This window comes from Allorhizobium ampelinum S4, from assembly GCF_000016285.1.
Lineage (GTDB): Bacteria > Pseudomonadota > Alphaproteobacteria > Rhizobiales > Rhizobiaceae > Allorhizobium > Allorhizobium ampelinum.
Genome location: NC_011981.1, coordinates 115,902 through 129,310, shown reverse-complemented (window position 1 = coordinate 129,310; position 13,409 = coordinate 115,902). Strand labels below are relative to the sequence as shown.

12 protein-coding genes are annotated in these 13,409 nt (G+C 54.9%); 2 read left to right on the top strand and 10 right to left on the bottom strand.

The genetic code is table 11. The features are described 5' to 3' along the window. Nucleotides 1–45: 45 nt before the first annotated feature. From AVI_RS26335 to AVI_RS26310, 6 genes are all read right to left on the bottom strand, one after another. On the bottom strand, nt 46–1,395 hold the full coding sequence (locus AVI_RS26335) for an ABC transporter substrate-binding protein (RefSeq protein ID WP_015918308.1): 1,350 nt from the start codon (nt 1,393–1,395) through the stop codon (nt 46–48). Between the two features lie 62 nt (nt 1,396–1,457). After that, the gene (locus AVI_RS26330) at nt 1,458–2,786 is read right to left on the bottom strand and encodes an ABC transporter substrate-binding protein (protein ID WP_015918307.1); all 1,329 of its coding nucleotides are present in this window, start codon (nt 2,784–2,786) and stop codon (nt 1,458–1,460) included. Between the two features lie 17 nt (nt 2,787–2,803). Further along, nucleotides 2,804–3,856: a branched-chain amino acid ABC transporter permease gene (locus AVI_RS26325; protein ID WP_015918306.1), complete on the bottom strand. Its 1,053-nt coding sequence runs from the start codon at nt 3,854–3,856 to the stop codon at nt 2,804–2,806. A gap of 3 nt (nt 3,857–3,859) precedes the next feature. Beyond that, complete coding sequence (locus AVI_RS26320) at nt 3,860–4,741, bottom strand: branched-chain amino acid ABC transporter permease (protein ID WP_015918305.1); 882 nt, start codon at nt 4,739–4,741, stop codon at nt 3,860–3,862. Continuing rightward, entirely contained in the window at nt 4,738–5,532 is a 795-nt protein-coding gene (locus AVI_RS26315; RefSeq protein ID WP_015918304.1) for an ABC transporter ATP-binding protein, read from the bottom strand. Before AVI_RS26315 ends, AVI_RS26320 begins: the two co-directional genes overlap by 4 nt. 125 nt (nt 5,533–5,657) lie before the next feature. After that, a complete protein-coding gene (locus tag AVI_RS26310) occupies nt 5,658–7,064 on the bottom strand; it encodes an LLM class flavin-dependent oxidoreductase (protein WP_015918303.1) in 1,407 nt (468 codons plus the stop codon). Between the two features lie 449 nt (nt 7,065–7,513). On the opposite strand from AVI_RS26310, the gene AVI_RS26305 reads away from it, so the two are divergent. Further along, the gene (locus AVI_RS26305) at nt 7,514–8,188 is read left to right on the top strand and encodes an IS6 family transposase (protein WP_015918302.1); all 675 of its coding nucleotides are present in this window, start codon (nt 7,514–7,516) and stop codon (nt 8,186–8,188) included. 319 nt (nt 8,189–8,507) lie between these two features. After that, nucleotides 8,508–9,422: a phytanoyl-CoA dioxygenase family protein gene (locus AVI_RS26300; RefSeq protein ID WP_015918301.1), complete on the top strand. Its 915-nt coding sequence runs from the start codon at nt 8,508–8,510 to the stop codon at nt 9,420–9,422. Nucleotides 9,423–9,524: 102 nt separating this feature from the next. Here the strand turns inward: AVI_RS26300 and AVI_RS26295 are convergent, their stop codons facing one another. The 4 genes from AVI_RS26295 to AVI_RS26280 all read right to left on the bottom strand — a co-directional run bounded on the left by AVI_RS26295 (nt 9,525) and on the right by AVI_RS26280 (nt 13,337). After that, the gene (locus tag AVI_RS26295; protein WP_015918300.1) at nt 9,525–10,463 is read right to left on the bottom strand and encodes a sulfotransferase domain-containing protein; all 939 of its coding nucleotides are present in this window, start codon (nt 10,461–10,463) and stop codon (nt 9,525–9,527) included. Nucleotides 10,464–10,484: 21 nt separating this feature from the next. After that, nucleotides 10,485–11,180 carry a sulfotransferase family protein gene (locus AVI_RS26290; protein ID WP_015918299.1) on the bottom strand — a complete coding sequence of 232 codons (696 nt, stop codon included), beginning with the start codon at nt 11,178–11,180 and terminating at the stop codon, nt 10,485–10,487. Nucleotides 11,181–11,220: 40 nt separating this feature from the next. Continuing rightward, nucleotides 11,221–11,877, bottom strand: coding sequence for a class I SAM-dependent methyltransferase (locus AVI_RS26285; RefSeq protein ID WP_187152423.1), 657 nt, complete (start codon nt 11,875–11,877; stop codon nt 11,221–11,223). Between the two features lie 89 nt (nt 11,878–11,966). Beyond that, complete coding sequence (locus AVI_RS26280) at nt 11,967–13,337, bottom strand: cytochrome P450 (RefSeq protein WP_015918297.1); 1,371 nt, start codon at nt 13,335–13,337, stop codon at nt 11,967–11,969. Nucleotides 13,338–13,409: the final 72 nt, after the last annotated feature.

Here is a 13,409-nt window from a genome sequence, read left to right as displayed (position 1 = left end):
ACGCCAAAAACCGGAGCAGCGGGGGCCGCTCCGGTGCATGACCCATCAGTTGGTGCCAACATCCCGCGGGGTAATGCCGTTTTCCTTGGCATAGGCTGCGGATTTCGCGTCAATCAGCGGGCGAAGGGTTTGGCGATCCGCCTGCACCCAGTCACTGATCAGCGTCCAGTTTTTACCATTCCATTGCTGCACGCGCACGGCACCGCCACCCTCGTGATCGGCGGGTGTCAGTTGCAGGTTTTGCACAAGGCCAAGGAAGCCTGCCTTTTTCAGCGCGGCATCATCGAGCTTGAAATGTTCCAGAGCCCACTGTGCCTCTTCGCTGGTGATCGGGCGGTTGCCGAATTTGGCCTGCGCCTGTCGCACGATTTCGACCGAAATCAGCGCATCCACCAGACCGGAATTGTAATAGACGCTGCCAAAAGCCTTGGTGTCGCGCAGGTCCGATTTGCCCGTGTCGATGATAGATTGCTTCAGACGCTTATGGATGTCGAAATCCGCACCTGCTGGGTATGGTGTCAGAGCGAGATACCCCTTGGCGGCATCCCCTGCCGGAATCACATCCTCTTCGGACGAAGCCCAAACATCGCCAATCACATGATCAGCGGGGAAACCGAAGCGCTGGGCGGTCTTGATGGCAACGGGCGTGGACACGCCCCATGTGCGCAGAAAAACCCAATCCGGCTTCTGCTCGCGCACCTGCCGCCATTGTGATGATTGCTCGCTGCCGGGATCGGCAACCGGAATCTGGATGTTTTCAAAACCATATTTCTTGGCCAGCAGCGCCAGCGGATCAAGGGTTTCGCGGCCATAGGCGCTGTCATGATAGACAGTGGCGATCTTCTTGCCCTTGAGCTTGTCAAACCCGCCCTCACGCTGGGCAATATAATTCACCACCGCTGAGGCTTCGCTGTAGAAGGTCACCATCACGGGGAAATTGTAAGGAAAGACGCGGCCATCGGTGGCTTCTGTGCGGCCATAGGCCAGAGTTACCAGCGGAATCTTGTCTTTGGTGGCGCGATCAGACAGAGCATAGGCTGCCGGAGCACCATTGGGGAAATAGGCGGAAATCGGCGCGCCATTCAGGCCGCGCTTGAAACGTTCATAGCACTCAATACCCTTTTCGGCGGTCCACTCCGTTTCGCATTCCTGCCAGACGATGGGAACACCATTGATGCCGCCTTCCACCTCGTTGATATAGCGATAGTAATCGATACGTCCCGCCCAGATGGATGCACCGGAGGCCGCATAAGGACCGACGCGAAAACTGGCGATTGGGAAAAACTGCTTGTTGCTATCTGGTCCCGGCGTCGTCTCAATGGCCTGTGCAGCGCTTGCGAAGACAAAAGCCGATGCTGCGACAGCAAGGGCATTTCGCAAAAATATCTTGAACATCCGATATCCCCTGTGTTCCCAAAATGGGCGCGGCGATACCGCGCGCGCCCGATCTCAATGGATCAATTGGTTTCTGTTTCCGGTGTGCGAGGCGTGATGCCGTGTTCCTTGGCGTAAGCTTCCGCCCCTTGCTTGATCAGCGGATTGAGAAGATCGTGATCTGCCTTGATCCAATCGGTCTTCAGCACCCATTTCTTGCCATCCCAGCTCTGGATGCGGGCAGCACCACCACCTTCGTGGTCGGTGGGTGTGATTTTGATCGGTTGCAGCAGGCCCTTGAAACCGATTTGCTCCAACCGCTTGTCATCAATGGTCAGATGCTCAAAGGCCCAGCGGCCTTGCTCACCATTCAGCGGCTTTGGGCCGAAATGCTTGTAGCCGGTGCGTAGCGCCTCAACCGCCAATGCCGCGTTGACGAGACCGATATTGTAATTGACCGCACCAAACAGTTTCGGATCGCGCAAATCGGATTTGCCCTTGTCGAGGATCTCGGCCTTCAGGCGTTTGTGGATCTCAAAATCCGTGCCGCCGGGATAAGGTGCGAGTGCTGAATAACCGATGGCGGCAGCGCCTGCGGGGATCGCGTCTGACTCTGATCCGGCCCAGACATCACCAATGATATGATCGGCTGGAAAGCCAAAGCGCTGTGCCGTCTTGAGGGCAACAACGGTGGAGACCCCCCAGGTGCGCAGGAAAACCCAATCCGGCTTTTGCTCGCGGATCTGGCGCCATTGTGGTGACTGTTCGTTGCCGGGATCGGCCACCGGAATCTGAATATTCTCAAAGCCATATTTCTTGGCCAGAAGCTCAATTGCTGGCTGGCTGGCGCGGCCATAGGCACTATCGTGATAGAGGGTTGCGATCTTCAGGCCTTTCAGCTTATCAAGACCGCCGACCTTGGAGGCAATATAATTGATGCCGGTAGAGGCCTGACTGTAATAGCTGAACAGCAGCGGGAAGGCGTAGGGAAACACCGTTCCATCCACGGTTTCCGTCTTGCCGCCTGCGGGATCAATCAGCGGAATCTTGTCGGCTGCGGCTTTTTCCAGCAGGGCATAGGTGGCAGGGGTGCCGTGGGTGAAGAAGAAGGCCAGCGGCGAGCCGTCCTTGCCCGCCTTGACCCGCTCATAGACTTCAACGGTGCGGTCCGGGCTCCATTCGGTTTCAAACTCTTCATAGTTGAGCTTCACGCCCTCAACGCCGCCTTCCACCTCGTTGATATAGCGGAAATAGTCGCGCTCTCCCGCCCACCACAGTTCGCCGGAGGAGGCATAGGCCCCGACGCGATAGGTTGGCAGGGGAATGTACTGACTGACATCTGCGGCAAAGGCTGGCGCGCTTGCCGAGAAGATGGTGCTGGCAAAAAGTGCAGCAATAACAAAACGTTTCATAGGGTTCACTCTTGTGGTTAGGAGGGAAAGAGACGCCGACGTGCGCCATGCGCACGCCGCAAACCGAGCAGGCGCGACAGACCCTCAGGTTCCTTGATCAGAAACCAGATGATGAGAATGCCGAAGATTGCCTTCTGGATATTTTGCAGCAGCCCTGCATCCACATGGCCGCTGAACAGATATTGAAACAGCCAATCGAGCGCCAAAGGCAGCAGACTGACGAAAGCCGCCCCCAGATAGGCACCCCTGATGGTGCCAAGGCCACCGATAATGATGATGAAGAGGATCTGGTAAGAACGGGTGAGGCCAAAACTCTGAACACTGGCCGATCCGAGATAGGTAAAGGCCCACAGCGCACCGGCAATACCAAGGATGAAACTGGACACCGCGAAAGCTTGCAGCTTGGCGCGGAAGGTGGGAACACCAATCACGGCTGCCGCCGTATCCATATCGCGGATGGCCATCCAGTTGCGGCCTGTCTGGCTGCGCACCAGATTGAACGACAGCCAGGTCAGCAATGCCACACTGCCAAGGGTGAGAAAATACCGACCGTGGGGATTGTTGAGATCCAGCCCAAACACGGAAAGTCCATGCGGCAGGGCAATGGTTGCGGATGAATTGCCATTGTAAAACCACGGAAATTTCAAAAACAACCACTCAAAGAAGAACTGCGCCGTGAGTGTGCTGACAATCAGGTAAAAGCCCTTGATGCGCGTGGAGGGCAGGCCAAAGGCCAAGCCAACCACGCCAGAAATCAGGCCGGAGATGATCAGCGCCAGCGGCAAGGGCAATTCTGGAACCCGAAGCTGGAAGGCGAAGGTTGCATAGGCCCCCACCATCATGAAAGCGCCTGCGCCCAGAGACAATTGCCCCGCATAACCGGTGAGAAGGTTCAGCCCCAACCCTGCAAGCGACAGGATCAGGAAGGGCACAATGATGGCATTGATCCAATATTCAGAGGTCAGAAAGGGAGCAGCCAACAGCAGGATAACAAGTGCCACAAGGCCCACAGCCTTCAGGCCAATGTTCTGCACGGGATGGGTCACCAACGGCAATTCAAGGTTCGTCATCGATCAAACCCTTTCAATCTGGCGTTCGCCGAAAAGACCGGCGGGGCGGATGAACAGGAAGACAAGGGCCAGCGCATAGGCAAACCACGGCGTGATACCGCCGCCGAGGAAGGGGCCAAGATAGGTCTCGGCCAGGCTCTCGCCCGCACCCACAATCAGCCCGCCAACAATGGCACCGGGAATGGAGGTAAAGCCGCCAATGATCAGCACCGGGAGCGCCTTGAGAACCACCAGTGACAGGGAAAATTGCACACCCTGCCGCGCACCCCACAACAGGCCCGCAACCAGCCCCACCAACCCGGCAACGGCCCAGGCAATCTGCCAGATTCGGTTGATATTGATGCCGATGGAAAGGGCCGCGCGCGTATCATCGGCGACGCTGCGCAATTGAATGCCGATGCGTGTTTTGCTGAACAGCAGGGACAGGATAACAACAATGGCAAGGGCAACACCAGCTGCGATCAGGTCGAACTGGCTGATCATGATATCACCCAGAAAGATCGGCAGATCTTCAATACCAAGGTCCAGCGCCCGCACTTGAGAGCCCATAATGCCTTGCGCCACGCCTTCCACCACATAGGACAGGCCGAGCGTTGCCATAAACAGCGTCATCGGGCTGCGGTTGGTTAAAGGGCGCAGCAAGAGTTTTTCGATGGCAATGGCAGTTAGGATCAAAAGGGCAATGGTGACGGCAATGGCACCAAAGGCAGGCACACCCTGATCGGTCAGCGTCACATAGGTCAGCGCGGCAAACAGCAAAAGCGAGCCTTGCGCGTAATTGAACACGCCAGAGGCCTTGTAAATCAGCACAAAACCAATGGCGACCAAGGAATACATCGTGCCTGCCAGCAGCCCGCCAATCAGGGTTTCAATAAACATGTTCATGCCGCAATCTCCTTGTGGTCGGAGCCGAGATAGGCGGCAATCACATCCGGGTTGTCGCGGATGGTTTCGGGCAAGCCATCGGCCAGTTTGCGACCGTAATCGAGCACCACAACGTGGTGGGCGAGCTTGAGCACGATGCCAATGTCATGCTCAATCAACACGATGGTGAGTTTCATCTCTGTGTTCAGCCGGGCAATGACGGCGGCGATTTCCTGCTTTTCCTCGGCATTCATTCCGGCCAGTGGCTCGTCCAGCAACAGCAGGCGGGGCTTGCCAACAACGGCTCTGGCGATCTCCACTTTCTTTTGAACGCCATAGGGCAGAGTGCCAACAATGGCTGCCGCATGTTTTTCCAGATCGAAAAGATGCAGCACGGCCTGCGCCCGCTCGCGAAAATCTCTCTCCTGCTTTAACGCACGGGGAAGCCGGAAAGCCTCCTCAAGCAGCGTGACTTTGGAATGCCGCGATAACCCCGCAATCACATTGTCGAGCACGCTCATGCCGGAAAACAGCGCATTGTTTTGAAACCCGCGACCAATGCCGCGACGTGCCGCCTCCAGCGGCTGCATGCGCCGGAAATGCTCGCCCTCAAACACGATTTCACCGGAATCCGGCACATAGACGCCATTGAGGATATTCAAAAGCGAGCTTTTGCCCGCACCATTGGGACCAATCAAGGCGCAGATTTCCTGACGCTCGACCTGAAAGCTCAAATCAGAAATCGCCTTCACCCCCTTGAAGGAGAGCGATACGTGTTTAACTTCCAGCGCTGGACCTGTGGGCGTGCTCATCGGGTCATGCTCCGTCTTTCTTTTGTGAAGCGGACAAACAAAGTCCTTCGCCACAGCTCGATCGGCGTGGCGTTTTGCATATTGGCCAAGAGATATTTCGGTAGAGCGGGCGGCTTAACCTGTCATCAGGCAGCCTCGCCGGAAGCCTTGTTTGCCTCCTCACGCTTGACGCGCTCAATGTCGCGGAACTGATGGGCGGGGTGGGTTCGTGGCAAGTATGGCCCCTCGCCAAACAGTTTTTCGCGCAAAGTCCCCTCGCGGTACTGGGTGGCATAAACGCCGCGCTTTTGCAGCTCCGGCACCACATAGCCAATCACATCGGCAAAACTGTCGTGCGCCAGCGCATAGGCGAGGTTGAAACCATCGATATCGGTTTCTTCGACCCATTCCTGCAACAGATCGGCAATCGTGGTGGGTGATCCCACAAACAACGGCCCAAGGCCGCCAATCCCGCCCCACTTCGCCAATTCTTCTATGGTCCAGACTTTATTGCCTTCGGACAGATGCTCGACAGCGGAGATAATCGCGTTGGTCTTGACCTTTTTCACGGTGTCAGACGGCTGGTAGTGACCAAAATCAATCCCGGTCCAGCCCGACATCAACACCAGCGCACCATCATAGGAGGCATATTTTGCATAGTCTTCGTATTTCGCCCGCGCCTTTTCATCTGTCTCATCAACGATGATGGTGGCCATGGCATAGATCAGCACCTTCTTCGGATCACGGCCCTGTTCCGCTGCACGCTTGCGAATATCCGCGACATAAGCGCGAGTGGCATCCTTCAACGGCGTTGAGATAAACACGCATTCGGCGTGGCCTGCGGCAAATTGCTTGCCCGCACCCGAGGCCCCCGCCTGAAACAGCACCGGTGTGCGCTGCGGCGAGGGTTCACTCAAATGATAGCCCGGAACCTCGAAATATTTGCCCTTATGGCCGATCTCGTGAATTTTGGCAGGGTCAGCAAAGATGCCGCGCTCCTTATCGCGGATCACCGCCCCTTCTTCCCAGCTGCCCTCGAACAGTTTGTAGAGAACCTCGACATACTCTGTCGCCACATCATAGCGATTGTCATGGGAGCGCAAGCCACCCTGACCAACATTTTTGGCACCGCTTTCCAGATAGGACGTGACGATATTCCAGCCCACACGCCCTTTGGTATGGTGGTCCGCCGTAGAGAGCCTGCGTGCAAAGGTATAGGGATGCTCGAAACTGGTGGAAGCGGTGATGCCAATGCCAAGATGCTTTGTTGCCTGCGCAATGGGATTGGCCAATTGCAGCGGGTCGTTGACGGGTATCTGCACGCCCTGAAGCAGCGCATTATCCAGATTACCCTTATAGACATCATAGTAACCGATAACGTCAGCGATGAAGATGGATTCAAAAAAGCCAGTCTCCAGAATTTTGGCAAGATCCGTCCAATATTCCAGATCCTTATATTGCCAGGACCGATCGCGCGGATGCCGCCATAGACCCGGCGATTGGTGGCCAACGCAATTCATCTCAAAGGCATTGAAGCGTATCGTCTTTGTCATGAGAGTTTCCAGCCGTGTCTAATGCTGGTGCAGCGTAAGATCAGGCTGACGGACAAGACAGAAAATCTATTATCTTTATAGATTTTATAGAGGTATAATTTTGCCTGATCATGATCACTCTTCGTCAGTAAATTTCGAGTTTGACAGCTTTCGCTATGGTTGTTTAATGTCGAGTGATAAAACTAGGGGGCATTGCCAACTTAATTGTCATTGGTTGGAAGGCTGTGATGCCTTGGCTTTTTCAAGCCCCCATTTCTGCAGTATAATCGGCCCAAAGTCAGAAGAAATCTGCGCTTGCGTGGCGATATGAGAGTTGAGAGGTTGTACCGGCGGGGAGGAAAGATGGCGTTTATCTGATCGTGGGGCTTGTCGCAAATTTTTTCGGTTAACGGTATGTTGACCATCGGAAGAGAAATTCCGCTCCAATTGTTGCGGAGCGTACCGATGGTCTGAATGCCATTACCGAGAAGCTGAAACGCCAATCGAAAGACGATTTCAAGGGACGACATTTTGAGGCGTGGCTGATCGTGCAGGCGGTTGCATGGTATTTGCGTTATCCGCTCAGCTATCGCGATTTGGAGGAAATGTTCCGGGAACGCAGTTTCGAGGTTGACCATAGCACGATCAACCGCTGGGTTCTGGCCTACGCACCGATGATCGAGAAGCGGTTACGTCAGTTTCGTCGGCCACATTGCGGCTCGGTTCGCGTCGATGAGACCTACGTCAAGATCCGCGGCAAGTGGCGATACGTGTATCGCGCAATCGGCAAGCACGGAAATCCCGTCGACTTCCTGCTGACGGCAAAGCGCGATCTTGATGCCGCCAATACGTTTCCGTCGGCGATCAAAACATCGGTCGATAGCGGGCTGTTGCATCCAGATCCTGTGCACTATGCCACCAAGCATCTCCAACAAGGCATCGAAAGCGACCACTTCCGGCTGAAGAAGAACATGCCGAAGATCGGCGGGTTTCAGTCATTCAACACTGCGCGGCGAACCATCGCGGGTTTCGAGGCGATGCTGTGGTTGAGGAAAGGCTTCGGCTATTCCGGCGGCTGGACCGTCAACGACCAGAACGATCTGCTTGCGCGCCTCTTCGGACTACAAAAGGTTAACAAAGTATAAATGCACACCGTTTAGGGGATAATCCAGGCCCACGAAAATCTTTGCGACAAGCCCATTCGGCGGCTTTCCACGGCGCGCAAATCACTTGAACATCGCTGACCAGGCGACTAAGCTCTTTGGGTTTCGTCGAAAATCATGATTGCTCACAATGAAATACAATATTGAATTTTATGCAACCACATCAATCACAATGGTTGGCATCAATTAGTCATCTTACCCGCCGATTTTCCTCGGTAGTTTAGTCGTAAATCCATTCTGTTTCATATTAAGCTTGCTCAGTCAGGCTGAAGCCGTGTCCTGCATTCCCGGGAGAAGTGCAATGAATTTCACATCTGGCAGTCTGCCCGTCGCAACGCGCGACGTTTCTCAAGCGAAAGCAGACCTTGATCAGTTCGGCTATGCGATCCTGGCCGATTTGGTGACGGGTTCTGGGCTGGAAGCTCTTCGCCAGCGACTGGTCGAACAGGCGGATGCGGAATGCGCCGCCGGAGTAGCACTTTTGCATGATGTGGATGACAAGCCACTATCGCAGGAAGTGGCACGAACAATAGATCAACATCTGGTGCCCAGACAGATCCTGATGATGCTGTACAACAAGGGGAAGGTGTTTCGCGAAATCGCTCATAACCCCAGCCTTCTCACTTGCGTGCGGCACATATTTGGGGGGCGGGAATTCAACCTGTCCGGGCTTGCGGCCCAGATTACCAACCATGGCAGACCCGCACAGAAATTGCACACCGATCAGGACCAGTTGCCGCTCGATCCATCGAAGGCTTACGTCGCCAACATCTTGGTGATGGTCAGCGATTTTACAGAAGCAAACGGTGCCACGCGGGTGATTCCGGGCTCGCACCTTTGGCCGCGCCCGCCCTGGTCGCGCAGCCCCAATACCGCCCCGGATTACCCCTTCCGCACCATGGGCATTCCAGCCCCGCCGATGACTACAATTGCGGTAGAAGGTCCGGCAGGCAGCGCCCTTATTCTCGACGGTCGCGTATGGCACGGCGCGGGAGCGCATGCCGCACCCGGAGTTACCCGATATGCTGTGGCGTCATCCTATGTACTGCCTTTTATCAGGCAATACGAGAATTTTCCGGCGAATATCCTGCCCGAAATATTCGAGGCCTTGTCCAGCGACGAGCGACATCTCCTGGGGTATGCGGGATACAAGGGATCGCTGGGCTATGTCGAGCCAAAGGCTTCCCGGATCGGTGAGAGCGCACCAGCAGGCTAAAGCGCGTCCGCCAACTGCTTCTGGTGGTTTTGAATGCGTAAGTTCAAAAAACAAGATCTTAGCTCGCTTTAGCTCTTATTTTGTCGCATGTACGTTATCGTTTCATTGAGGGCAATGAAACGCGACATGCTTTAGACCCGCACGTCCAGACATCATCCATTTGGCGCAATCGACGCCAAGTTCTGCCATGGCATGCTGTTCAAACTTTGCATTAGCCTCCGGCGTCAGTATATCGATCCATCGCCCGTTTTGCCCCTTGTTAAAAAACAACTTGCCATCGTCTTTCCACAGGCCTGCTCCATGCGGAACATAGCGACGGGCATGGTCCCTCATATGTCCGAGGCTACAGTTGTGCAAAATGCGCGGTAGCCGATCAAGCGACAATGGGACCTCTAAAAAGGCAGCGATCCGAAGGATTTGTTCGGCCATATCCGTGATCAGGTCGGCATAATGCACAAACAGGACATTCGGGACAATCCGCGCCAACCACCACGACCGTAGATTTTCCCAGAACGGCCAGAACGGAAAACCATCTTTATCAAGCCAGGCATCGAAAAACTCGGTGATGGACGACTGCGGCGGTGTCGCCACGCGCAGCCGTCCAGAAGGCCCCGCTTCCTTGTCTAGCAGCAGTTGCGCATCTTGGCGGGCCGCATTTTGATGATCGAAAAGGCTCCAGACGATATCTCGGCCGTCCCGCCCGACGTAGATATATTTCGCCTTCTCCGAAAAGATCAGCGCATCCATGGGCAAATGTGTTTTGAGAAACCGGCGATGGGTTTGCGCCTCGATCAGGTCCAGTTTAACCTTTTTGTCGGGATAGACTGAATCGATCCAAGGCGAAATAGCCGCCACGTCCACCTCGTCATCCTGATCAAAAATGAGTTGCGCAATAATCTGTTGAACCAGTGTCGTTCCTGCTTTGGCATAGCTTGCGACAACGATATCTCCATCACGATATTTTATGTCGTTCCAGATGCTGGCATCAAAATAGCGGTTGGCAAACTCCCGCTTCTTCAAAAGGTGATCGTTCGCATCCATGACGTCCTCCGAAACCACGTCTTAACGAAATGTCGTTTGATGTAAGCCGTCCAGGTAATCGCGCGTATTGTCTTCAAGCTCTTCTGGCTTTTGTTCAGGCATCGACCGCCTCCTGAACAGGTTCCAGCGGGATTTCTTAGGCCGCGCATGGAGCCAGGGATAAGCCACATCGGGGCGTGCAACGCCCAGAAACGCGCAAAGCGGCTCCCATCCGTCACCGGCCTCCAACACAAGCAAGCGATCGGCGGGAACGTCATCGATAACGGACTGATTCCACCGACGGAAATAGTTGGTCATGAACGTCCGATCGCTGATATTGTCGCCGAAATCCCTGCGCAAAAAGTCGCTGAGGGCAAGGCCATCATCGCCCAACAACATCCCTTTTCGCTTGGCTGGAAAGATTGTTTCACTGACGGATTCGAACCAGCCATCCGGGTCTCGTCTGGTTAAAATGACTTTCGCTTGCGGGTAATGCTCCATCAATTCGCGCCAGAACAGGCAACTTGGGTAATCGACAGTGGCGCGATATCCTTCGAAGATACGGTCCCAATCGGCCGTTCCACCAATAGCATCGTTCCAAAGTGGCAGTGAGGTCCGAACCGTCGCGGCGATTTCCATGGCGTGATAGCAGGGCGCTATCCCCAAATGCTCGAGAGCGAGCTTAAGGGATAAAGTCCCTGTTCGACCTAATCCGGCACCAATAACACAAAGGCTCATAACATTTCCCTCATTCTATCAATGGCGCCATCTATGCCAGTCAGGATCTGCGGTATTCTGAAATCGCTGTTCGGCTGGCGGAAACGAACGATTCACGCTGCCAATTGCTCCAGCGAGCATGAAGAAAGAGGCCAGCAGACCGCGCGAGCAAATCCAGTTCATTCGGCCAGACGCACCGGATCTTGTGTCGGAAGACCTTGGGATGTTGACCGATGACCATGATGCGCTGCTCAAGCACTTGAGAGATCGGATCGCCCTTCACCCCCATGAGCATGACGGACGCCATCCCGTCCTCGTCCGATGGCAGGTCCCCCATGCGGTTAAGCCGGAAGTCGCTGCTAAAAATCGCCTCGTTTGGAATGATCGTTTGGACAACCAGCGAACCGCCCTCTGCAAGATGCTTTTCTGCATTGGCGAAGAAGCGCAGCTGTTCCTCTTGGGTGAGGAGATAGTCGAACGACGCCACACAATAAATGAGACCGAATTCTCCCTCGATGGGCACATCCGCCATGTCGCCGAGAACCAGGGAAAGTTTTTCCGCTCCCGGCTTTCGCTTTAGCCGTTCGAGCATCGCTTCGGAAAGGTCAACGCCGGAGACATCAAGGCCGCGTTGAGACAGTGGCAAGGCTATGCGTCCTGTCCCAACGCCAAGTTCAAGCGCAGGGCGGCCATCGGCGATGTCCGCCAGAACATTCACGCAGGGAGCCATGACGCTTTCGGGCCAGGATTCCTGCCAGCTATCGTAAAATTCTGCATAGCTGTCATAGTTGTTAACCGAGCTTGCCGTCATATGAAGTTCCTATCTAGTCCGGCTTCCGGAGCGCGGGGTGTTAAAGTCAGAGTGACCCCCAAAGGGCGTAAAACGAGTGCTGGATAGGGTCGCACTTTGGTATGTGGCATCCGTTTCAAGGTGAAGCGCCTCAAAATACAGACCAATATGGCTGTCATGTGGATCATGCTGAAATGCTCGCCAATGCAGCGTCGGCTGCCCCCGCCAAAGGGGAAAAAAGCGTAGCGCGGCAAGCGCTTTTCCAGCGTGCCGTCCAGCCAACGGTCGGGCCGATAGTGCTCGGGCAAGTCGAAATAGCGGCCACTGCGGTGATTGACCCAGGGACTGATCATCAAGGCGCTCCCCTTTGGAAGAAGGAAGTCGCCGAGCACCGTATCCTCAAAGACAGTCCGCCCCGTCAGCCAGGCCGGTGGGAACAGTCGCAGGGCCTCCTTGAGCGCAGCCCTTGTTTCGGGCAATCCGTCAAGACTGATCGGGCCGTCGCCGCTCATAGCCAATGCATCTATTTCTGCGGTCACACGTTGCAGAACGTCCGGGTGCGCTGTCAACAAGTGCAAGGTCCAGGCAAGTCCGGCAGACATCGGCTCCAGCCCCGAGAGGATCATGGTGCAAAACTCGTCGCGCAGCCAGTTGTCATCCTCATCAGACCCCTCATCGAAGGATCGTTCGAACCCGTCGTGCGATGCAACGCTCTTGTCTCTGCCCTCGCGCTGCTGTCGCGCACGGGCAAGGGCAGCGCCAGCCAGTTCCTTCGCGGCATCGCGGGCGCTGGCAAGTCGTGCCTCCGTCCTGTCGAATGGACCGAGTGGAAAGCGTATACCGTCGCGCGTCTTCGCTATGATCAAATCTGATAGGATCACGAACGCGGATTGTTCCTTCTCGCCAAGCGTGGTCTTGAGAAAAAATTGACAGCCGATGTCAAAACACAGCCGTTGCAGGGATTTTCTGATGTCGGAAGATGGAGGCTCGACCTGCCACTGATCGAGATGGCCCTGGGTAATTTCGATTGTTGCATCCACGCCCTTTGCAACGGCGTCGAGATTAAAGCCGGGTTGCAACACCTTTCGCTTGTGGCGCCAATCGTCACCCGAGCTATTCATGATCGAAGAAGCAAAATTGACCATGCCCCTATCGTCATCAGGAAGGGACTTTCGAAAGACTTGATGCTTGTCATGAAGAACCAATTCAATCAGTTCAGGGGCAGTGACAACATAGAAGCCCTTATCGATGCCGATCAAAGGGCTGTTAATTTGACAGCACGAAGACAGCAATGACAGAGGATCCTTGCGGAATCTGAAGCTATTGTTGAAAAGGCATCGCTGCCGAATATTTGGAATTTTTTGTTGATAATTCTCAACTGAGATCATCTAAAATAGCAACCGCCAAAACTGGAAAGCCTATTTCACTAACATCAATTTAAACAAGGAATCGGCGTCCTC